Origin of the sequence: Aeromicrobium flavum (assembly GCF_007992115.1) — a bacterium.
In the GTDB taxonomy this organism is placed as follows: Bacteria; Actinomycetota; Actinomycetes; order Propionibacteriales; family Nocardioidaceae; genus Aeromicrobium; species Aeromicrobium flavum.
In genome coordinates, this window is the sequence record NZ_BJZQ01000008.1 from 21,293 (window position 1) to 44,388 (window position 23,096).

At 66.4% G+C, this 23,096-nt stretch carries 9 protein-coding genes; 7 read left to right on the forward strand and 2 right to left on the reverse strand.

Annotation, left to right across the window (positions count from 1 at the left end; all coding sequences use genetic code 11):
- Nucleotides 1–20: 20 nt before the first annotated feature.
- Genes AFL01nite_RS15740 through AFL01nite_RS09335 form a run of 4 tightly spaced genes read left to right on the forward strand, consistent with a single transcriptional unit; the run spans nucleotide 21 to nucleotide 16,207 of the window.
- On the forward strand, nucleotides 21–2,903 hold the full coding sequence (locus AFL01nite_RS15740; RefSeq protein WP_146827496.1) for a helicase-related protein: 2,883 nt from the start codon (nucleotides 21–23) through the stop codon (nucleotides 2,901–2,903).
- The gene (locus tag AFL01nite_RS09325) at nucleotides 2,903–7,612 is read left to right on the forward strand and encodes an Eco57I restriction-modification methylase domain-containing protein (protein WP_371862821.1); all 4,710 of its coding nucleotides are present in this window, start codon (nucleotides 2,903–2,905) and stop codon (nucleotides 7,610–7,612) included. The genes AFL01nite_RS15740 and AFL01nite_RS09325 overlap by 1 nt, the downstream gene beginning before the upstream one ends.
- Nucleotides 7,605–13,964, forward strand: a complete 6,360-nt coding sequence (locus tag AFL01nite_RS09330; protein WP_146827408.1) for a DEAD/DEAH box helicase — start codon at nucleotides 7,605–7,607, stop codon at nucleotides 13,962–13,964. Before AFL01nite_RS09325 ends, AFL01nite_RS09330 begins: the two co-directional genes overlap by 8 nt.
- Nucleotides 13,964–16,207, forward strand: coding sequence for a 3'-5' exonuclease (locus tag AFL01nite_RS09335; protein ID WP_146827409.1), 2,244 nt, complete (start codon nucleotides 13,964–13,966; stop codon nucleotides 16,205–16,207). Before AFL01nite_RS09330 ends, AFL01nite_RS09335 begins: the two co-directional genes overlap by 1 nt.
- Before the next feature lie 272 nt (nucleotides 16,208–16,479).
- Here AFL01nite_RS09335 and AFL01nite_RS09340 read toward each other — a convergent pair whose 3' ends face one another.
- Nucleotides 16,480–17,883 (reverse strand): site-specific integrase, encoded by a 1,404-nt coding sequence (locus tag AFL01nite_RS09340; RefSeq protein WP_146827410.1) that lies wholly within the window; start codon nucleotides 17,881–17,883, stop codon nucleotides 16,480–16,482.
- A 127-nt stretch (nucleotides 17,884–18,010) separates the two neighbouring features.
- On the opposite strand from AFL01nite_RS09340, the gene AFL01nite_RS09345 reads away from it, so the two are divergent.
- Complete coding sequence (locus AFL01nite_RS09345; protein WP_146827411.1) at nucleotides 18,011–20,005, forward strand: thioredoxin domain-containing protein; 1,995 nt, start codon at nucleotides 18,011–18,013, stop codon at nucleotides 20,003–20,005.
- A 4-nt stretch (nucleotides 20,006–20,009) separates the two neighbouring features.
- Here the strand turns inward: AFL01nite_RS09345 and trhA are convergent, their stop codons facing one another.
- Nucleotides 20,010–20,711, reverse strand: coding sequence for a PAQR family membrane homeostasis protein TrhA (gene trhA, locus AFL01nite_RS09350; RefSeq protein ID WP_146827412.1), 702 nt, complete (start codon nucleotides 20,709–20,711; stop codon nucleotides 20,010–20,012).
- A gap of 93 nt (nucleotides 20,712–20,804) precedes the next feature.
- On the opposite strand from trhA, the gene AFL01nite_RS09355 reads away from it, so the two are divergent.
- Nucleotides 20,805–21,566 carry an isoprenyl transferase gene (locus AFL01nite_RS09355; protein ID WP_146827413.1) on the forward strand — a complete coding sequence of 254 codons (762 nt, stop codon included), beginning with the start codon at nucleotides 20,805–20,807 and terminating at the stop codon, nucleotides 21,564–21,566.
- A gap of 194 nt (nucleotides 21,567–21,760) precedes the next feature.
- On the forward strand, nucleotides 21,761–23,083 hold the full coding sequence (phoH2, locus tag AFL01nite_RS09360) for an RNA 5'-3' helicase PhoH2 (RefSeq protein ID WP_222593475.1): 1,323 nt from the start codon (nucleotides 21,761–21,763) through the stop codon (nucleotides 23,081–23,083).
- The last annotated feature ends 13 nt before the right edge of the window (nucleotides 23,084–23,096 follow it).

The window sequence follows — 23,096 nt, forward strand, 5'->3', positions numbered from 1 at the left end:
ACTAGGGTTCCAACGTGACGATGTCGGGCGCAACAGAGGTGGCAAGTGAGTTCGCGGCGCCGGGTTCGGTTCTCGAGATTCGTGACGAGACATGGCTCGTCACTCGCAGTGAGCGAGCCACCGACGGATGGTTTGTCGAGGTCCAGGGTCTGAGCGAGCTGGTGCGTGGCACCCAAGCGATTTTCTCCACCGCACTGGACAAGATCACGCCCCTGGACCCTGCGAAGGCGACGGTGCGTGTCGACATGAGCCCGGGGTTCAAGCAGTCCCGTCTCTGGCTAGAGGCGTCGCTGCGCAAGACCGCCGTCCCGATGACGGACCCTCGCCTGACGGTGGCGACCCGTGGTCTCCTCGACCCCCTGCCCTATCAGGAGGCGGCTGTCCGGCAGGCGCTCGACCCGGAGAACCTGCGGCCCAGGATCCTGCTGGCCGATGCCGTCGGATTGGGCAAGACCTTGGAGATCGGCATGATCCTGGCCGAGCTCGTACGCCGTGGACGGGGCGAGCGCATCCTGGTGGTGACGCCGAGGCACGTGCTGGAGCAGATGCAGTTCGAGTTGTGGACCAGGTTCGCCCTGCCGTTCGTTCGACTCGACTCGGTGGGCATCCAGCGGATCCGGCAGAAGCTGCCCGCCAACCGCAACCCCTTCGCCCATTTCAAGCGCGCCATCGTCTCCATCGACACTCTGAAGTCCGACCGCTACCTGGCGTACCTGGAGAAGCAGCACTGGGACGCGGTTGTCATCGACGAGTCCCACAACGTCACCAACGACGCCACCCAGAACAACCGTCTGGCACGCCTACTCAGCCAGAAGAGCGAGGCCCTCATCCTCGCGAGCGCCACCCCACACAACGGCAAGCCGGAATCCTTCGCCGAGCTCATCCGGATGCTAGAGCCCAGCGCCGTCACCCCCGACGGGGAGCTCGTCGAGGACGAGGTGCGGCGCCTGATCATCCGCCGTCACCGACATAGCCCGGACGTCGCAAGTGTCGTCGGCGCCGACTGGGCGGAGCGACACGAGCCCCACAACCTGCTGGTGGACGCCAACCCGATCGAGGACGAGATCGCCCAGGAACTTGAGCACACCTGGCTGCACCCCCAAGACGGCGCCTCGCCGTACTCCGGTGGCAAGAACCTCCGACTTTTCCCGTGGATCCTGGCTAAGGCATTCCTGAGTAGTCCTGCCGCGCTCGCCTCGACTGTCACCGAACGATTGAAGCGGCTCGATCCCGACAGCCCGACGGCCCCGAAAGAAACCGAAGCCCTCAAGGTCCTCGGCGACCTCGCCGAACGCAATGTGCAGCAGGGCAGCGCCAAGTACGACCGCCTCGTCGACCACCTCAAGGAAATCGGCATCAGTCGCACGGGCGACGCCCGCGTCGTTATCTTCGCGGAGCGGGTCGGCACGCTGACCTGGTTGCAGGAGCGGCTCGTGGAGACGTTCAAGCTGAAATCGGAACAGATCCGGGTGCTCCACGGCGGCATCAGCGACGTGGAGCAGCAGGAGATCGTCGAATCCTTCAAGGCCGAGTCCAGCCCGATCCGAGTGCTGGTCACCGGCGACGTGGCTTCCGAAGGTGTCAACCTCCACCTGCAGTGTCATGAGCTCGTGCACTACGACATCCCGTGGAGTTTGATCCGCATCGAACAGCGCAACGGCCGCATCGACCGCTACGGCCAGCGCCATCGGCCAAGGATCACCACCCTCCTGCTCAACCCCGCGACGGAGAAGTTCGGCGGCGACATCCGCGTCCTCCAGCGGCTGGTGACCAAGGAGCACGAGGCTCACCAGGCGTTGGGTGACAGTGCCTCGTTGATGGGGACCTACGACGTGAAGGCTGAGGAGGACGCGATCCGAGAGGTCCTCGCCGGTCGCAAGGAGCTCGACGAAGTCGTGCGCACGGTCGACGACGTCAAGGCAGGCAACGGCGTCGAGGCGATGCTGGCCCGCCTTTTCGAGATGGGTGACGCACCCAAGCCGGAGGCGGCGGCCGCCACGAGCGCCGCCGTCGACAGCGTCTTCGACGACGACCTCGACTTTTTGCGCGACGCCCTCGAGCTCGCCTTCGAGACGCCGGGTGCGTCGGTCCAGATGGGTGGCGTTAACTGGCGCGAGCACCAGCAACACGCGATCGTCGAGTTCGTGCCGAGCAATGACTTGAAACAGCGGCTCGACGTACTGCCGCAGTCGTACCTGAAGGAGCGGAAGGTCTCCGGCGGTATCCGGTTGGCGACCACTCTGGACCGCGGCAAGCAGGCGCTGATCGATGCCCGCGGTCCGGAGTCGACGTCGTTGTGGCCCGAGGCACACTACCTGGGACCGCTCCACCCGAGCCTGGACTGGGCGGCTGACCGAGCGTTGGAGTCGCTGGGCCGCAATGAGGTCTTTGCGGTCGCCGGCCAGGGGGAGCAGGCATTCCTCTTGCTCCAAGGGACGCTCACCAACGCTCGTGGTCAAGTGGTCTCCGCGACCTACGTCGTCGTGCAGTTCCCCGACGCCGCCGACCCTGTCTTCGCGCTGCCGCAACAGGTCACCACACTGCGCGAGGCTTTCGAGGTGATGGAGTTCCGTCCCGGCGGAGCGAACACCGGCCTCTTAGCCGGGGCTGAGGGCTTGGACGTGTACGTGGCTCCCGGTGTCGCAGCGGCTCGCACCGTCCTCGACGGTGCGTTCCAAGCCGTCGCCGCAGGTGTCACCGACCGGGTCGAGCGGTGGTCCGAGCGCGCGACCCAGTGGCAACGGGAGGCGGACGCGCTGGCGCAGCGGCTAGAGATCAAGACCCGTCGGGTCAGGGTTGAGGAGGAGCGCGCGCTGGTGCGCACGATGCTGCCCGACCAACAGTCCGTCCGCCCGTTGCTTTTGGTTGTGCCTGCACTGAACTCGAAGGGAATGAACGCCTGATGTCCAGCGACGCGATCATCGTGGGGGAGGAGTGGATCAGTGAGCACTACTTCACCACCGATGCGACTAAGGAGTCCTTCAAGGCCCGGGTGCTGGCACGCCGCACTGCGTGGGACGCGCTGAAGGATCAGGGCACCCCCCGGACCAGGTTCACCGCGGCTCGCAGCAGCCTCCTCAACCGGTTCGCCACTCTCGATGCCCACGACGACCGGGTCGCAGCCGTCCGCGCCCTCAACGCCGACGTCCGGGCCCTGCTGGGATTCGACGGGATCGGTTTCACCAGCAAGGTGCAGGGGCCGGTCACGTTCCTCTCTGCGGCGGGGCTGGATCACACCGCGGGTCTGGCCATCATCGACGCGTGTCCAGCAGAGACCATTGAGCACCTTCTCGCCAAGGACGAGGACAACCTCACCGAAGCGTTCCTGCCTGCCGACGTCGGACCCACAGCTGACGACACGGGCGTCCACAAGGATGCCGTCACCTCCGTGGCACGACTGCTGTCGCTGCTCTTTCTGCACGATGATTTCAAGCCCGCCTTTGCGCTGGTGCTTGCCGGCCCCCACGTCCTGGTGGCCGAGCGCGAACGGTGGCCCGAGGGCCGCTACCTCGCCGTGGACCTCCAGCTGGTCGCCGAGCGCAACGACGACAAGAAGGGTGGCGAGGTCGACCGTGCCCTGGCCTGCCTGGCCTCGGACTCCTTGGCACCGGACGCCCAAGGCGACATCTGGTGGACCGACACCCTGTCCGAGTCGGTCAAGCACACGGTCGGGGTCAGCAAGGATCTGCGCGAGGGGGTTCGGCTCTCGATCGAGATCATCGCCAACGAGGTCGTGGCACGCCGCAAGGCCGGCAGCCTCGATCCGCTCCCGTCCGCTGAGGCGCAGCCCCTGGCCAAGCAGTCGCTGCGCTTCCTCTATCGGATCCTCTTCCTGCTATACGCAGAGGCGTCGCCCGAGTTGGGTGTGCTTCCCGCTGGCGCCCCAGAGTACGAGAACGGGTACAGCCTCGACCGACTGCGTGAACTCATCCTGGTTGACCTGCCCACCCGGAACTCACAGGCAGGGACTCACCTGTACGAGTCACTGGGGGCTCTTTTCCGGCTAGTGGACCGCGGACACGATCCGTCGCGCCACGATCAGGCAGAAGGGGAGTACGTCGACGGTCTCACCTTCCGCTCACTGCGGGCGGATCTCTTCAAACCGGAGGCGACGGCCCACATTGACGAGGTCGGACTGGGCAACGCCGCACTGCAGCGGGTGCTGCGCCACCTGCTGCTCAGCAAAGAACAGCGGGGCCGCGACCGCGGCTTCATCTCCTACGCCGAACTCGGGATCAACCAGCTGGGCGCGGTCTACGAGGGCTTGATGTCCTACACCGGCTTCTTCGCCGAGACTGACCTGTACGAAGTGGCCAAGGACGGCAAGTCCGAGAAGGGCTCGTGGGTGGTGCCGGTCGCGGGGGCCGAAGGCATTGCCGAAAAGGACTTCGTTACGGTCGAGGACAAGTACGGCGAGCGCAAGCCGGTGCTCCACCCGCAGGGCTCCTTCGTCTTCCGGCTCGCCGGTCGGGAGCGCCAACAGTCCGCCTCCTACTACACGCCCGAGGTGCTGACCCGCTTCGTCGTCTCCCAGGCCTTGGAAGAACTGCTTGACCAGGACGGGCAACGCACCACCGCAGCGGAGATCCTGGAACTGACGATCTGCGAGCCGGCGCTTGGGTCGGGTGCCTTCGCCATCGAGGCCGTTCGGCAATTTGCCGAGCAGTACCTGAAGCGTCGCCAGGAAGAGCTCGACGAGAGCGTCGACCCGGACGCATATCCCCGCGAACTGCAGCGGGTGAAGGCCTACCTCGCGTTGCATCAGACGTACGGCGTGGACCTCAATGCCACTGCTGTCGAACTGGCGGAGATCTCGCTGTGGCTCGACACCATGGTCGAAGGGCTCGAGGCACCGTGGTTCGGTCTGCACCTGCGCCGCGGAAATTCCCTCATTGGTGCCCGTAAGGCCGTCTACTCCCGCTCGACCGTGGAGGACAAGTCCTGGCTCAAGGCAGTGCCGAAGCCGGTCAAGCCGGGAACCAATGACATGGACCACGTCGACAGGATCGACGGCCGCATCCCGCACTTCCTGCTACCGGCCGAAGGTTGGGGAGCGGCCGCGGACGTCGGCAAGGACATCAAGGAACTGGTGCCCGAGGCCGTTGCCGACCTCAAGAAGTGGCGCAGGTCCATGCACGCGAAACCCGGCAAGAAGCAGGTCGACGCCTTGGTCGCCCTTGGCCGCCGCGTCGAACGCCTCTGGGACATCGCGGGACACCGTCTCGCCATTGCCGAGCAACAGATCCGGCGCGATATCCCGTTGTGGGGCGCGCCGGAGACCGAGGGCGAGGGGGAGGGTCCGTCGCTCGGGCGTCACGTGAGTCGCGAGGAGATCGAGGAGTCGCTGGCCGACCCCGACGGCGCCTATCGCCGACTCCGGCTAGTCATGGATGCGTGGTGCGCCTTTTGGTTCTGGCCGCTGACCGAGGAAGAAGTGGCGCCACCCACGCTTGAGCAGTGGTATGACGCGCTCCGGATGATCCTTGGCGCTGACACGATGAGGGTCAGCACTGCGCGGAAGGGACAAGACACCCTCGAGTCCGCGCTCATCTGGGACGATCTCGGGGACTTCGAGTACAACGACCGGGTCTTCGCAGACGCTTCAAGGATCGACGCGGTACTGAACAAGCACCCGTGGCTGAGGGTTTGTCAGGCGGTTGCTGACCAGCAAGGGTTCTTCCACTGGCAGCTCGACTTCGTCTCGGTGTTCGATCGCGGGGGCTTTGACCTGCAGGTTGGGAATCCTCCCTGGGTACGTCCAGATTGGGACGCTGCAGCGGCTCTGGGCGAGTACGACGTACGCTTCGCCCTCGAGGGAAAGATGACCGTTGCGCGCGCCCGCGACCTGGCGGATCAGGCATTGTCGGATACCTCGGCGAGGAATGAGTACGTTGGACTGGCGGGCGACCAGCTTGCGGTTCGCGAATCTGTTTCGGATCCCACACTGTTTCCGCATCTTCAGGGACTGCGGCCGGATCTCTATCGCTGCTTTATGGAGCAGACCTGGGACCACCGGGCGCCTCATGGAGTCACCGTTCTTCTGCATCCTGAGACCCATTTCACCGATGAGAAGGCCGGGACTTTGCGCGCTGCGACTTATCGACGCCTGCGGCGGCACTGGCAGTTCATCAATGAGTTGGGCCTTTTTGACATTCACAACCTCGTCACTTACGGAGTTCACGTGTATGGCGCCGTTCGTGCGGAGCCCAAATTCCTCATGGCCACCTCGCTGTACGCTCCGGAGACTGTCATTCGGTCGCTGACGCACGACGGCGCTGGCGAGCAACCGGGCTTGAAGGACCCGGACGGAAGTTGGGACCTCCGACCGCATCGTGGGCGCATCCTTGAGGTCGGAGTGGACATGCTGGCTACCTGGCACTCGATGCTGGAGGATTCTCAAGTTCCCGTGCTGCAAACCCGCATGATTTATGCAGTCAATTCCGCGAGTGCTCGGGTCTTGCGGGTGATCTCCGAGTCAACCCGAATGCAAGACTTGGTACTCCAGTTCTCAGGCGGTTGGAACGAGACCACGGATTACAAGAAGGGCCGTTTTTCGCTCGAATGGGGGCCAGTTGGATCATGGGCAGAAGTGATTTTGCAAGGTCCTCACGTACATGTGGGTAACCCCTTCTATAAGTTTCCGAATCCGTCCATGTCAAGCAACAAGGATTGGGCTTCCGTTGATTTGGAGGCTTTGGGCGCTGGGGCGATCCCAGTGACCTCTTTCAAAATTCGAGGCGATTTCGCTAGATATGACGCGGCATACAATCATTGGGATGATGCTGCGGCGCGAGACACTTACCGCTTGGCATGGCGGAAGATGGCCGCCACTACCGGGGAGAGGACACTGATCCCTGCGCTTATTCCGCCTGGCGCGGCGCACATCCACGGGATGTTGTCGCTCGCAGTAGCTGGAGGTGCTCTGCGTTCCTTGTCGCTACTTGCAGGATTTGCCTCATCATTGGTCAATGACTTTGCATTGCGGGCCACGGGTAAGGCGAATTTGTACGCGAGCAGTATCGAACGCCTGGTTCTCACGAAGGGCCATCCCCTCGAAAGCTATTTAATTCTGCGGGTGTTACGGCTCAATTGTTTGTCCGAAGCCTATGCCGAACTTTGGGAGGATTTCAGCCGCGATGGGGTAACTGCCGATGATTGGCTTGGTGGCATTAACTTCCCTGGACGTCGAGCGCTCAGCGACGTAACACCGACCTGGACCGAAGGAGTGCCTCTTAGGCGCTCCTCTGACAGACGACAAGCTCTGGTAGAGCTCGACGCGCTGGTGGCCCTAATGGTGGGACTGTCGCCGGACGACTTGTCAACCATCTATCGCACTCAGTTCCCCGTGCTCTACGGCTATGACCGCAATAAGTATCTTTACGACATCAATGGTCGCGAGGTGCCCACGCCAATCGTGCAGCTCTGGCGAAAAGAGGGACTCGACGAGACCTCGGTTGACGGCCTGACCGCGGACGAGCGGACTCACACCAACGCCTCGGGCAACACCTACGTCTACGAACTTCCGTTCATCACCCTCGACCGGGAAGCGGACATGCGACAGGCGTACACGCATTTCGAGAGGGTCCTCGCGGAACGGACGGCGCATGAGTGAACTGCTGCCCAGCCTCGCTGCAGGCAGCATCCGCGACGGGTTGATCGACTACCTCGAGACGACGTTCTCGCTAGCCGACCTCCCGGCCAGGACGGCGCTCAACGAGTTCCTTGAGCACTCGACCGACGGGATCTTCAAGGGGCCGTATGTCCGGCTTCGACTGCCGTTCCAGCCGGCGGGGGGCGGATGGCGCGACAGCCTCGGGTGGCACCCCGCCGACTGGGGCGGCTTCGCGCCGTACAGCCACCAGGCGGCCGCGTACGAGCGGTTGTCCTCTCTCAACCTCGGTCCCGACAAGCCGCGTCCGCTTCCTACGTTGGTCACCACCGGCACCGGCTCGGGCAAGACCGAAGCCTTCCTGCACCCGATCCTCGACCACGTGCTGCGGTCGAAACGCGACGGTGTGACCGGTATGAAGGCCCTGCTGCTTTATCCGATGAACGCCCTGGCCAACGACCAGGCCCAGCGACTGGCCGACCTGATCACCACCGACCCCGCCCTGGCCGGGGTGACCGCCGGTCTCTACACGGGACAGGAAGGACCGCAGCGCACCAAGGTCACTGCTGACGGCCTCATCACCGACCGCTACATCATGCGCAGCAGCGCGCCGGACATCCTGCTGACCAACTACAAGATGCTCGACCAGATGCTCCTGCGCGAGGCCGACCAGAAGATCTGGGTCGACAGCGCACAGTCGCTGCAGTACTTGGTCCTCGATGAGTTCCACACCTACGACGGTGCCCAGGGCACCGACGTCGCCATGCTGCTGCGGCGTCTCGGGCTGGCGCTCAAGTCACACGGCATGACAGTGGGCGACGGCGAAGCTGATCGTCCGCTGGGGCACATCGCCCCGGTGGCCACCTCAGCCACCCTGGGGGACCGCGGTGACCCCGCCTCGATGCTGAAGTTCGCCGAGACTGTCTTCGGCGAATCCTTCGGTCCTGACGCCGTGGTCTCTGAGTCTCGCGTTGACTTGGACGACTGGGTCGGCCAAGCGTCGGAAGAAGCCTTCGCATTGAACCCGCGTGAGGGCGCTGAACTCGTGGGCGCAGTCTCTGCTGCGTTGACGGGACTCGGGATGGATCCGGCCGCGACTCCGTTGGCCGAAGCAGTGTTGACGGCAGCCTTCGAGGACGACCTCGCCAGTTACCGCGAGGCCCGCGGCACCGCAGGTGACCTGCTCCGCGTGCACCCGCTGACGGCTGTGCTGGTCGAGGTCTGTCGCGAGGCCACCTCGCTGGCCGACGTGGCCGCAAAGGCCTTCCCGGGCATCGAGGTCGCCGTACGGGAACGCTGTGTGTCGGCCTATCTGGGTGCCATCAGCCACGTGCGCAAAACCGAGGGGCGATCCATGCCGTCGGTCGAGGTGCACCTGTGGATCCGTGAGCTGACCCGAATCGACCGCGAAGCCGCCATGTCGCCAGCGTTCTTCTGGTCCGACGACGGCGGTGCGCCACTCGGGACGGGGCAGGACGAGGACCCGAGCAGCGCCTCCGGTGCCGTTTTCCCCGCGATCTACTGTCGCCACTGTGGACGCTCAGGATGGGGAGTCTCGCTCTCGCCCGCCAACAGCACCGACCTCGACGTCAGAGACGAAGACATCCGCCGCCAGCACGCCTCGGGCGAGGGTCGCTTCCGGGCCTTGCTGCTGGCACGCGCTGAGGGGGAGCGCGCCCTTGAGGTGGCGACCACGGCCGGGGGAGCATCAGGAGCAGAGATCGGGGTCGAGAATCTGCGCTGGTTGCACGTCGCCCAGCGGGAGCTCCTCGCCGCGCCGCCCCAGGGAGAGGCGGCGCAGGACGGATCCGTGATCCCGGTGCTGACCCACGTCAGCATCGAGGCGGACGACGTCTCCCGCAAGGACCACTGCCCGGCCTGCCAGCAACGCGACGGGATCCGATTCCTCGGATCGGCCATCGCCACCCAGCTCTCGGTGGCCCTGTCCACCCTCTTCGGCAGCACCAACCTGGACGCCGCCGAGAAGAAGACGCTGGTCTTCACCGACAGCGTCCAGGACGCGGCGCACCGGGCCGGGTTCGTGCAGAGCCGTTCGCACAGCCTCACCGTCCGATCCGTGTTGCGCGAAGCCGTCGGGTCAGCTGCGACGTCACTCGACATGCTGGCCGAGAGGGTCATCGAACGAGCTGGTGACGACGCAGCGCACCGCTACCGCGTCCTGCCGCCCGATTTGGCGGAGAAGAAGGAGTTCGCGCCGTTCTGGCAGGAGACGACTCTCAAGAAGGTGCCCCAGAGTGTTCGTAAGCGTGTCGCAAAACGGCTTGCGTTCGACGCGGTCCTCGAGTTCGGGCTCCAGTCCCAGTTCGGGCGCACACTCGAGATGACCAGCACCGTGGCCGTCGAGGTCGAGGCTGCCCCCGGCTTGATGACCACGGCGGCGCGACAGGCGGTCGAGGACGGGGGAGGGGAAGCGCTTCTGCCCGTCACCGTCACCGACGAACGGGCCCACGCTTGGGTCCGCGGTGTGTTGGAACGGATGAGAAGCCGTGGCGCGATCGAGCACCCGTGGCTCCACAAGCTGATCGTGGAGGACGGCAACCGCCATTTCATCTGGCGTGGCCGGCCCCGCTCCGAAGGCATGCCCGCCTTCCCGATCGGGCGTACTGCTCCGGCTTATCCCCGAGTTGGTCCTGCGACGAGCGTGCGTGAGTCCGTTCTTGACTCGGTCACCACACCACAGAGTTGGTACGCCCAGTGGGCCGTCCGGGTACTGCAGGTCAGTCCCGCCGAGGGCGCCACCCTGTCGCGGCTCCTGCTCAAGCGACTGGCCGGGCACAACATCCTGACCGCGACCAGCAACAAGGCCGGTGCCGAGGTCTACGCCGTGCCCCAGACGTCGGTGGTGATCGAACCCATCCAGACCCCAGCCCTCGAGGCGGGCGAGCACCTTCTCGTCTGCCCCACGTGCCAGGCGCAGGTCCCGGGGTCAGCGACCGTCATCACCCAGCTCGACGGTGCGCCTTGCATGGTGACGCGGTGTTCCGGTCTTCTGAAGCGGTCGTCGGGGAACCCCGAAAATTTCTACCGCCGCTTCTTCAGCACCCACGAGGTGCAGCGTGTCATCGCGCGCGAACACACGTCGCTCCTCGACGACGACGTGCGACTCGAGTACGAGAACGGCTTCAAGGGTCGTGAGGATCGTCCGAACGCTCCCAACGTCCTCGTGGCCACACCGACGCTGGAGATGGGTATCGACATCGGTGACCTCTCCACGGTGATGCTGGCGTCGTTGCCGCGCTCGGTTGCGTCCTACCTGCAGCGTGTGGGTCGGGCCGGCCGCCTCACTGGTAGCGCGCTCGACCTTGCCTTCGTCTCCGGACGTGGCGAGCAATTGCCCCGTCTGGGTGACCCGCTGTCGATGATCAACGGAGAGGTGCGTCCCCCCGCGACCTACCTCGACGCCGATGAGATTCTGCGTCGGCAGTACCTCGCGTCGCTCGCGGACCGCCAGGCGCGCAGTGCCGGAGGGGTGCATCCGCAGTTCGCCACCGGCGCCATCGGTTCGATGGAGCCGGGTTCCTACCTGCACTCGATCGCCCTCGACGCCGAAGAGGACCTGCTGGCAGGAGGGACGCACCTGGACACGTTTCTGGCCGCGTTCCCGACACTGAAGGAACCGGCTCGCGTGATGCTGCGTACGTTCGTCACCCGCGGCGGCGACGCCGAGCTGACCAGCCCCTTGGGTGAGAGGCTGTTGATCGCTTCGCAGAAGTGGCGCCTCGAGGTCGAGACTCTCGGGCATCGCATCACCGCAATCGAAGCAGAAATCCCTGACCTGAAACGGGTCGCCGAACTGCCGGTCGCTTCGGAGGACGACAAGCACGCCTACCGCGATGCCGAGGCGTCGCTGCGCCTGGCCAAGAAGCAGCGCGCCCGCCTCCAAGGGGATTACTGGATCGGCGTCCTGGAACACGCCGGGATCTTTCCCAACTACACCCTGCTCGACGACGCCGTGACTCTCGACGTGGGGCTCTCCTGGCTGGACCCTGACACGGGAAACTATGAGACCCAGGATTTGTCCTACAGCCGCAACGCTGCTCTAGCGTTGCGCGAGTTCGCACCTGGCGCCACCTTCTACGCCGGGGGCCACCAGGTGAAGGTCGACACCGTCGACCTTGGGGACAGCGGTGAGGCGATCCGCACCTGGGTGCTCTGCCCGGCGTGCGGATTCGTCGCTGACGTCACCGACGGCACCCAAGCTCCCAGCAGCTGCCCCCGATGCTCCAGCGCCGGGATCGCGGACCTCGACCAGCGCTTCGACGTCGTCGAACTGACGCGGGTCTCGTCCACGATGCGGCGTGACGAGGCGGTCATCGACGACGGGCGTGAGGAGCGCATCAAGGAGCGTTTCGACCAGGTTGTCCTCGCCGACGTGAATCCTGCGGGCATCGCCCACCAGTGGTACATCAAGGACTACGGCTTCGGGGTCAAGCACGTCCGCGATCTGGTGATCCGGTGGCTCAACCTGGGCCGGATGTCTGGTCATGGTTCGAGTCGTTTCCTCGGTGGGCACGACGTCAACGCCGAGCTGTTCAGGATCTGCTCCGAGTGCGGACAACTCGACAGCGGCGCACGCAGCAACTCCAAGTACGAACACCGCCCATGGTGTCGCCTGCGCAATGCCTCCGAGGAGGACACTCGAAGAATCGCGCTGTCGCGCACCCTCGTGACGGAGGGGTTGCTGATGCGGCTGCCGCCGATGATCTCACTCGGAAGCAACTTCGCCCTGCCCTCCCTCGCCGCAGCCGTCAAGCTCGGGCTTCGTGAACACATCGGTGGAGCACCAGACCACCTCGCACTGGAGGTCGTGGTTGATCCTTCGCCGGACGACCCGGATCTCAACGCTGACGGACTCCTCCTGCACGACCTGGTGCCCGGCGGAACCGGTTATCTGGCAGAGCTGGCAGATCCCGCCACTCTGCGCGCGATCCTCTTCCGGGCGTACGTGTTACTGCGTGATTGTCAGTGCAGTGGGAGCGAGAGACTAGCCTGCCACCAGTGCCTGCTGCCCTTCGCCGGCCCCGGCCAGGATCGTCTCGTCTCCCGCTCAGAGGCCCATCGTCTGCTGCACGAGATCCTGCACGGCGGAACTCAGACCGACGCCGAGCCCGACAAGGCTGCGGGCTGGGAGATCACTGAGGTCGCCGTTCAAAGTTTCGACCCCGAGTCGAAGATGGAGCAGAAGTTCCGCGCGGTACTCAAGCAACGGTTGAGCACCTTGGGTGCCCACATCAAGGAGATCCCGGGCAACCTCGGGACCACCATGGAGATCACCATCGGGGGAGGGCGCAAGTGGCGCCTGGATCCCCAGGTCACCTTGCTCGGCAGCAAACCGGACTTTCTACTCATCTGCAACGATCCGTCGGTGCCGCGGATGGCGATCTTCTGTGATGGTTGGCGCTACCACGCAAGCCCGCTGCACAACCGTCTATCTGACGATGCCGCGAAGCGCGCGATCCTGCGCGACGACGGATTCTTCGTCTTCGGCATGTCGTGGGCGGACCTCGAGGAGAGCACGCCGAGCGGACCGAACTGGTTCGATCGGGACGCCATCGGACCAATCATGGGCGGTGCTGGAATCAACCTGAAGCCGGCACTCTTCGACCTGCTGTCGGGCAGCGTCATGGACCTGTTGATGGGCTGGATCCAGACCCCCGACCCGGAAGGGATGCGTGCCATCGGTGACGCCATGCCCTTCGTGATCGCCGCTCGAGCACAGGAGAAGGGAGGCACGGGCCAACGCAGTGACCTCATGGCGATCGCTGGTGGGCTGCTGGATGGGCAAGCTCTAGGTCAAGGGGACGTGCCCGTGTGGGCCTGGCGCGACGACACGTTGGTCGTGCTGTCCCGGTGGAACCCCAAGAGCTCCGCCACCGAGATCACGGTGACCCTCGACGACCGCGACCAGGTGATCGGTCACCAACACAAGGCCGCGTGGCAGGAATGGCTCAGATTCAGCAATCTCGTGGGGTTGCGCACCGTAGGCACCAAGGTCACGGTGGCGAGCCTGCTGACCACCACCGCGACGCCGACGGTGGATACTACTGCCGAAGCGGGCCGGAGCACGGACTTCAGATGGGATCCGGTCATCGGACTGGCCGCCGACGAGGAGAGGGAGTTCCTCGTTGCGCTCTCGCGGACTTCCGTGCCGGTGCCCGACCTGGAAGTTGAGATCGACGGAGTGCCCTTAGGGCCAAGTTGGCCCGACCGGAAGGTCACCGTCGCTGTCGACCTGAGCGACGATGAGCGCACGATGCTCGCCGACCTGGGGTGGGACGTGGTCGACATGGACATCGAGGCGGCTGTGGCCGCTCTGGAACTAGGAGGATTCTGATGGCTGTCGTCATCTTCGCCCCGCACAAAGACGGACTGCACGACGGGTCGATCCAGAGCCAGATCATGGCGTTCATCAAGAAACTCTTCCAGGACGACACCCTTCCGGGGCTCCACATCGAGCCCATCCAAGGAGCGATCGATCCCAAGGTGCGTACCGGTCGGGTCAACGACATGTACCGAGCAGTGCTCTTCAAGGTGTACTCGTCACAGGGGGAGCCGCACTACATCTTCACGGGCGTGTGGCCGCACGACAAGGCGATCGCCATTGCCGAGAAGGCCGTCCTCAAGACCAATTCGGTCAACGGGCTTCCCGAGCTGGTGATCAACCCGCTGGTGGAGCAGCTCGCGCCGGGTCACTCGGCGCCCCCGACCGTTCCCGAGGCAGTGAGCGAGGCTCCGGCTGGGGCGCCGCTCTTGGAGTCGGTCAGTGCGGGCATCAGCTTGCAGCGCATGACGGACGAGCTCGGGTTGGATCCGGAACTGGCAGAGCGCGCCCTCGCCGCCACCACCGAAGACGAGCTGCTCGCGCTGGCGAGTGGCGCCGTCGAGTGGCAGGGGCTCGCGCTGGTTGAACTAACTGCAGGCGGAACGATCGAGCAGGTCTTGGAGAGTCTCGACATCCACGGGACGGTGGAGGTCGCCGAAGGAGAGTCCGAGGAGGACCGACTCCTCGAAGCGTTGAAGACGCGTGCTGGGAAGGCCCAGTTCGTCTGGCTCGAGGACGACGACGAGTTGCGTGCCGTCATCGAGGACGGCGACTTCGCCGCCTGGAAGGTTTTCCTGCACCCGGAGCAGCGCAAGTACGTCGAGGGCCTCTACAACGGCTCATTCAGGCTGTCCGGAGGAGCCGGTACCGGCAAGACCGTCGTCTTGCTGCACCGCGCAAGGTTCCTCGCTCAGCGAGACCCGTCGGCGCGCATCGTATTGACGACCTATACCCGCACGCTGGCCGACGCCATGAAGCGCGACTTGCTTTCGTTGGATTCCAACTTGACCTTGGCCACATCGCTAGGCGAGCCGGGGATCTTCGTGACGGGGGTCGACTCGGCCGCGAGCGCCGTCCTCTCCAGTGCGACGCCTGCTGCCCTGGACGCGGCGGTGGAACGCGTGCTCGGCGTCGGCGGGAACCGCGCGAGCAAGCGGACGACCAATGAGGCCAAGGCGTGGCGTGACGCGGTGGAGTCCTCAGGGGTCGGGCTTCCAGATGAGCTCAAGAGCCCGTCTTTCTTGATTGCCGAGTACGACGCCGTGGTTCTTCCTCACCGGATCACCACCAGGGACGAGTACCTCAAGGTCCGTCGGCCGGGACGGGGCGTTGCCTTGGGTCGGGCCCAGCGAGCGATGGTGTGGGACGTCATCAACGCCTACCGGACGTCCGCCGCGGTGGCCGGCCTGGTGGACTTCGGTGAGGTCTGTGGGATCTCCGCCGCACTCCTCGACCAGGCGTCCACGGCAGGGCAGGACCGTCGCGCTGACCACGTGTTGGTCGACGAAGGGCAGGACCTCACCGCTGCGCGGTGGCAGTTCCTGCGGGCGCTGGTCGCAGAAGGACCCAACGACCTGTTCATCGCGGAGGACGCTCAACAGCGCATCTACGGTCAACGCATCACGCTCGGGCGCTACGGGATCAAGATCGTGGGTCGGGCTCGGCGACTGTCGTTGAACTACCGCACCACCCATCAGGTGCTTCGTTTCGCAATGGGGGTGCTTGAGGGACAAGACTTCGTCGACCTCGAGGAAGAGGAGACGGACTCCTCCACCTACCGATCAGCACGGAGTGGCCCCCAGCCGGTCCGCAGGGGGCTCGCCTCGCTGACCGAAGAGCTGGACGAAGCCGCACGGATCATCAGCGAATGGCTCGACCCTGACCTCGGCATGAGTCCCGAGGCGATCGGCATCCTGGTGCGGGACCAGCGCACGTCTGATCGCGTCACCAAGGGCTTAGAAGACCGGGGCATCAAAGTCCGGCAGGTCACGAAGGGCGCGGCGACTGCCAAGGATCCGCAGGTCATGACGATGCACCGTGCGAAGGGAATGGAGTTCTCCCGCGTTCTGATCTTCGGCGCGGACGCTGAGATGCTTCCCGCGTCTTACTTGCTCAAGGATGTTGCGGAGGGTGACCGAAGCGACGTCCTACAACGAGAACGTTCGCTCCTCTACGTCGCTGCGACCCGAGCGCGCGATGAGCTGGTGGTGCTCTGGGAAGGATCGGGCAGCGCGTTCCTCGCGGGCGCACAGTAGGCCAACGAAAGGCCGGGCAATCTCCAACTCGCCCACTTCGTCCTGAGCACTGAACTCCCTTCGCTCCGCGTGGGCAGTCTCGCGGCTGTCGAGATCGCAGTCGGACTCAGATCGCCCTGGGCGGCAGGCGCATCGCAGTTGGATGTTGAGCGCCCGGCGAAGGAGCCATGCGTGGACCGGTCGGAACTTCGAAAGCCCGCCGAGCACGCGAACTCGGGCAGGCCACGCTCACCCGCGCGTTCTGCAGTCTTCGAAGTTGTCCTGGCGAGTGGCTACAGAGTCGCGAGTTTACTGACCGAGTCACGCAGTGCGTCCTCGCCGGCGCGTACGTAGTGGTTGAGGACGGTGGTGAGCTTGTCGCCGAGGTACTGCGCGACGACCTCCCAGGGCTCGCCGAGTTCCTCGTGGAACCATTTCGTCGCGGCATGGTGGCGCAGGTTGCGGTAGACGATCGTGCGGGGCCATGCGTTGTCTGGATCGTTCTCGTCGACCCACGCGCGGATGCGGTGCCAGCGGTCGTTGTGCCACTCCGGTTTCACAGGTACGCCGGTGAAGGTGTCGACGAACAGCCACTGTTCGTCCTCGGGAGGGACGGGGTAGTTCCACCAGGCGACGCTCTTGTCAAGCGCGCGGGCGGCGAGGTTGGCGCGGCGCTGGCGCTCGGCCTCTTGGGCATTGGTGACCTGCTGGAGAGAAGCCTTCGCAGGCAGGCCGAGCAGTTCCTTGACGCGGGGAAGGAGCTCGCCTTCCATGAGCGACCGAGGCAGAGGCACCTCGTGCAGCGTGTGGTTCTTCACCGGGCCGCGGTAGGGAGCCTGCCCTCGGGGTGTGGTCCAGGAGCCGTTGACCTGCACGTAGCCGCGGTCGAAGAAGACGTCGATTGCACGCAGGGCGTTCTGCTCGCTGAGGCGCAGGCCGCCGAAGCCGGCGACGCGGATCTTCGTGCCGAACAGCGGGAGCCGGGTCATCTGGCGGTCGGTGCCCTCGGGGCCGCACAACAGATCAGCGGCGGCGGCCATCGCGCGCACCTGACGGGTCTCGGGGCGTAGGCGCGGGTCGACGTAGTGCGCGGTCGCTCCGTGGAGGATGTTGGCTCGCGCGATCTCAAGGCCGTCCAGCGGATCGATGCCACGGTCGAGCCAGCCGAGCCGCCACGCGAGCTTGCGCATCGCCGCGAGTTGAACACGCAGGTCCTCGCGGCCGCTGGCGGAGAAACGCGTCTTCGACCCCTTCTCCATCACCTTGCGGCTGTGCTCGATGCGCCACTTGGTCACCGGCACGTCCCCGATCGTCGGCAGGATGTGCGCGTTCAGGACTGACACCCGCTGCTCGATGGTCCGCGGGTGCTTGCCGCGCGCCACGCTGTCGTTGACAAACTCCTCGCCGAGCATCCGGATGGTCCGCGAGGCGCGCAGGTCAGCACCTGCCGGCAGCGCCTGCTCGGTGTCCAGTGCGGCTTCGGCCTGGTTGAAGATCTTGCGCGCCTCTGCCTCCGAGTTGGCACGTCGCAGCACCCGCTTCCACGGCTCACCCTCGCCAGCGGGAGCGCGGAACATCACCTGGTACTTCGTGCCTCCTGGCGCCGGTGCGTACAGCCGGACCCGCCACGGACGCGAAGTCCCGAGCGTGCGCGGCTTCCCCTGCGCCAGTAGCGTCGGCTTCTTGCGAGGTGCCATGTGCATCTCCTCCCTAGGCTGGAAGTCAGGTGTGCAGCCCGCGCCTGCTGAACGACGTTTCGTGTATCACTCTCGTGTATCACTCGGGCAGAAGTGATACATCTGCCACTTGTCAGGAGTCATGGACATGACCAACCGACTTTCCCAGTCACAGTCGCCCTATCTGCGACAGCACGCTGAAAATCCAGTGGATTGGTGGGAGTGGGGACCGGAGGCACTTGCGGAAGCAAAGCGTCGTGATACACCGATTCTCCTGTCGGTCGGGTACGCCGCCTGTCACTGGTGCCACGTGATGGCGCACGAGTCCTTCGAGGACCCGGCGACCGCGGCCTACATGAACGAGCACTTCGTGAACATCAAGGTCGACCGCGAGGAGCGGCCGGACATCGACGCGGTCTACATGCGGGCGACGCAGGCGATGACCGGGCAGGGCGGCTGGCCGATGACGTGCGTGCTCACCCCGGCGGGCGAGCCGTTCTTCGCGGGCACGTACTTCCCGCCAGAGCCCACGGCGGGCCACCCAGCGTTCAGCCAGGTCCTGCAGGCGCTGGTCGACGCGTGGCAGAACCGCCGGGACGAGGTCACCTCATCGGCCGGGCAGGTGCTCGACTTCCTCGCCACGAACGACGACCTCGGGGGTGAGCCGCTGACCGCCGACGACCTCGACGGGGCGGCGCGCACGCTCGTCGGGCAGGCGGACGAGGAGGCCGGCGGCTTCGGCGCCGCGCCCAAGTTCCCGCCGTCGATGATGCTGGAGTTCCTGCTGCGGCAGCACGCCCGCACCGGCGACGAGAAGGTCTGGCAGGTCATGGGCCGCACCTTCGAGGCCATGGCGCGCGGCGGCATGTACGACCAGCTCGCCGGCGGCTTCGCCCGCTACAGCGTCGACCGCTTCTGGCGCGTGCCGCACTTTGAGAAGATGCTCTACGACAACGCCCTGCTGCTGCGCGCCTACCTGCACTGGTACCGCGCGCTCAGGGCCCGCGGCGACGAGGGCCCGCAGGTCGCGTTGGCCGAGCGGGTGTGCCGCGAGACGGCCGACTTCCTGCTGGCCGAACTGCGCACCGACGAGGGCGGGTTCGCCTCGGCGCTCGACGCCGACAGCGACGGTCACGAGGGCACGTTCTACGTGTGGAACCCGCACCAGCTGATGAAGGCGCTCGGCACGGGCGACGCGGCGTGGGCGGTGCAGCTGCTGTCCGTCACCGGCGGCGGCACGTTCGAGCGCGGCCTGTCGACGCTGCAGCTGCTGAGCGACCCCGACGACCCGGAGCGCTGGGAGCGCGTGAAGGCGCGCCTGCTCGAGATCCGCGCCGAGCGGACGCGTCCCGCCCGCGACGACAAGGTGGTCGCCGCTTGGAACGGCTATGCGATCACGGCGCTGGCGGAGACCGGCATCCTGCTCGACCGTCCCGACCTCGTCGAGGCGGCCACCGAGGCCGCGACGCTGCTGTGGGACCTGCACGTGGAGCCGGGATTCGTCCGGACCTCGCTCGGCGGGGTCCGCTCCGAGCACGCCGCCGTGCTGGAGGACCACGGCGCGGTCATCGAGGCCTTCGTCGCCGTGCTCGGCGCCACCGACGACCCGCGCTGGCTCGACCGGGCCCGTCACGTGGCCGATCGTGCGCTCGCGCACTTCCGGGCCGAGGACGGCGGTTGGTACGACACCGCCGACGACACGACGGCGCTGCTGGTCCGCCCGCGCGACGTGTCCGACAACGCGAACCCGGCCGGCTCCTCCGCGCTGGCCCACGGCCTGCTCGCGCTGGCCGCGGTCACCGGCGACCACGACCTGCGAGCCGCCGCCGTCGACTGTGTCGAGTCGGCCGCAGGACTGGCCACGGGCGCCCCGCGCTACGCGGGCTGGACGCTCGCCGCGGCCGAGGCGCTGCACGACGGGCCGGCCGAGATCGCGGTCGTCGGCGAGGTGGGCGGGCCGATGCACCGTGCGGCCCTCGGACTCACCACGCCGGGAGCTGTGGTGGTCGCGACCCGTGAGGGATCGCCCGTCCCGCTGTTCGGGGGGCGCGAGGCGATCGACGGAATGGCGACGGCCTACGTCTGCCGCGACTTCGTCTGCCGGCTGCCCGTCACCGACCCCGCCGCGCTGACGGGGGAGTGAGGGATCAGTTCCCTCGGTACACCAGGAAGCTGACGCCGATGTAGTGCACGATGAACGCCGCGATCGTCAGCGCGTGGAAGACCTCGTGGTACCCGAACCAGCGGGGGTTGGGGTCGGGCCACTGGAAGGCGTAGACCAGGGCGCCGATCGTGTAGAACAGCCCCCCGAGCGACAACATGACGAACGTGACCGTGGACGCCGCGGCCATGAAGTCGGGCAGGTAGATCAGCGCGGCCCAGCCCAGCGCCAGGTACAGCGGCACGTAGACCCACCGCGGCGCGGACAGCCAGAAGACCTTGAACAGGACGCCCAGCAGGGCACCGCCCCAGACCAGCGAGAGCAAGATGATGGTCTGGTCGCGCTCGAGCAGCAGCAGGGAGAACGGCGTGTAGGAGCCGGCGATCATCACGAAGATGTTGGAGTGGTCGAGCCGGCGCAGCGTCTGCTTGGCGCGCTCGCGCCACGGCACCGTGTGATAGACCGCGCTGACGCCGAACAGCAGCAGTGCGCTGAGCATGAACACCGCGGCGCCGGCGCGTGCGGCCACGCTGTCGGCCAGCACGAGCATGACCAGGAACGAGATCAGGGCGAGGGGTGCGGTGGCCGCGTGCAGCCAGCCACGGAGCTTGGGCTTGATCTCCTCGACCGTCCCCCGTACGCGATCGCCCACGTCTTCGACGATCGACTCGTGCTTGGGGGACGCCATGGCCGCAATCCTAGTCCTCGGTGTCGCAGGGGCGAGTCGGGCGACCACGTGACGGTCGTCCCAGCGCGCAGGTCGGCCGCGTACGCTGGCGCCATGCCGGTCAGCGATCTCCTCTACGGCGTGTACGAGCGTCGCCTCGCCAAGGGTCTCGAGGCCGAGTGCCTCCCGCGGCACGTGGGCGCGATCGTCGACGGCAACCGGCGCTGGGCCCGTGGAGCCGGGGCCGGGGTCGACCACGGCTACCAGGCCGGCGCCGACAAGATCAGCGAGTTCCTCGGCTGGTGCGACGAGCTCGGCGTCGAGATCGTCACGCTCTGGCTGCTCTCCACCGACAACCTGCGCCGTCCCGCCGACGAGCTGGCGGCGCTGCTGGTCGTCATCGAGCGACTCGTCGAGGACCTCGCCGCGGCGGGATACCGCATCCGCCTGATCGGCAACCTCGACATGCTGCCGGCCGAGTCAGCGTCGCGGATGAAGCGCGCCGCCGACCTCACCGCGGACGTCGAGTCGGCCCTGTCGGTCAACGTCTGTGTCGGGTACGGCGGCCGCCAGGAGCTGACCGACGCCATGCGCTCCCTCCTGCTCGAGCAGGCCGGCTCGGGTCGCACGCTCGAGGAGGTCGCCTCGACGCTCGAGGTCGACCACATCGCCGAGCACCTCTACACGAAGGGCCAGCCCGACCCCGACCTCGTCATCCGCACGTCGGGCGAGCAGCGGCTGAGCGGCTTCCTGCTGTGGCAGAGCGTGCACTCGGAGTTCTACTTCTGCGACGCCATGTGGCCCGCGTTCCGTCGCGTCGACTTCCTGCGCGCGATGCGCTCCTACGCCAGTCGCGAGCGCCGCTTCGGCAGCTGACGCTCGCCGCCTGTCGTTCACACAAACGTCACGCGCCGCGCGGCGAGTCTGCCTTCCTCCGTCACATCCCGGTCGTACTTTCGGGGTGTGCCCATGCTCGATCTCGAGCCCTTCGGTCATCGGAAGGCTCAGCCCCCCACCCACTAGATGAGGGCTGGGCGCCGGGCGCGCGTGTGGCTCTCGAGGAGGCAGCCGTGGCTGCTACGAAGAGTGTGACGAACCGCCCCGATCACCGCACCTACGTCCTCGACACGAGCGTCCTGCTGGCCGATCCGGCCGCGATGGCCCGCTTCGGGGAGCACGAGGTCGTCATCCCGATCGTGGTCATCACCGAGCTGGAGGCCAAGCGCCAGCACCCCGAGCTCGGCTACTTCGCGCGCAACGCCCTGCGCTTCCTCGACGACCTGCGCGTCACGCACGGCACCATCGACGTCCCGATGCCGATCGGCGACGAGGGCGGCACCCTGCGGGTCGAGCTGAACCACACCGACCACTCGTCGCTGCCGTCCGGGTTCCGGCTCGGCGACAACGACACGCGGATCCTGTCGGTCGCCCGCAACCTCGCCAACGAGGGCCACGACGTCGTCCTGGTCTCCAAGGACCTGCCGATGCGCGTCAAGGCGTCCGCGGTGGGCCTGACCGCCGAGGAGTACCGCGCCGAGTGGGCGCTCGAGACCGGGTGGACGGGCATGACCGAGATCGAGGTCGACAGCCTCGATCTCGACGACCTGTACGAGCACGGCACGATCGACCTCGAGTCGGCGCGTGAGCTGCCGTGCCACACCGGCCTGGTGATGCTGTCCGACAAGGGCAGCGCGCTCGGCCGGGTGACGGCCGACAAGCAGGTGCGGCTCGTCCGTGGCGACCGGGAGGCCTTCGGCCTGCACGGCCGCTCCGCCGAGCAGCGCATCGCCCTGGACCTGCTGCTCGACCCCGAGGTCGGCATCGTCTCGCTCGGCGGTCGTGCCGGCACCGGCAAGTCGGCGCTGGCGATCTGCGCCGGCCTCGAGGCGGTGATGGAGCGGCGCCAGCACAAGAAGGTCATCGTCTTCCGCCCGCTGTACGCCGTCGGGGGGCAGGAGCTGGGCTACCTGCCGGGCAGCTCCGAGGAGAAGATGGGCCCGTGGGGTCAGGCCGTGTTCGACACGCTCGGCGCCGTCGCCTCACCGCACGTCGTCGACGAGATCATCGACCGCCAGATGCTCGAGGTGCTGCCGCTCACGCACATCCGCGGCCGCTCGCTGCACGACGCGTTCGTCATCGTCGACGAGGCCCAGTCGCTGGAGCGCAACGTGCTGCTGACGGTGCTGTCGCGCATCGGCGCCAACTCCAAGGTGGTGCTGACGCACGACGTCGCCCAGCGCGACAACCTGCGGGTCGGTCGCTACGACGGCATCGTCGCCGTGGTCGAGAAGCTCAAGGGCCACCCGCTGTTCTCGCACGTCACCCTCACCCGGTCCGAGCGCTCGCCCGTGGCGGCGCTGGTCACCGAGATGCTGGAGGACGTGACGCTGTAGGCGCAGGCACGGA

Bases quoted from the DNA above. Each gene is read 5' to 3' on its own strand.
- AFL01nite_RS09325 (WP_371862821.1), top strand. From the start codon at position 2,903: ATGTCCAGCGACGCGATCATCGTGGGGGAGGAGTGGATCAGTGAGCAC.
- trhA (WP_146827412.1), bottom strand. From the start codon at position 20,711: ATGGCGTCCCCCAAGCACGAGTCGATCGTCGAAGACGTGGGCGATCGC.
- AFL01nite_RS09340 (WP_146827410.1), bottom strand. From the start codon at position 17,883: ATGGCACCTCGCAAGAAGCCGACGCTACTGGCGCAGGGGAAGCCGCGC.
- AFL01nite_RS09335 (WP_146827409.1), top strand. From the start codon at position 13,964: ATGGCTGTCGTCATCTTCGCCCCGCACAAAGACGGACTGCACGACGGG.
- AFL01nite_RS09345 (WP_146827411.1), top strand. From the start codon at position 18,011: ATGACCAACCGACTTTCCCAGTCACAGTCGCCCTATCTGCGACAGCAC.
- AFL01nite_RS15740 (WP_146827496.1), top strand. From the start codon at position 21: ATGTCGGGCGCAACAGAGGTGGCAAGTGAGTTCGCGGCGCCGGGTTCG.
- AFL01nite_RS09355 (WP_146827413.1), top strand. From the start codon at position 20,805: ATGCCGGTCAGCGATCTCCTCTACGGCGTGTACGAGCGTCGCCTCGCC.
- AFL01nite_RS09330 (WP_146827408.1), top strand. From the start codon at position 7,605: ATGAGTGAACTGCTGCCCAGCCTCGCTGCAGGCAGCATCCGCGACGGG.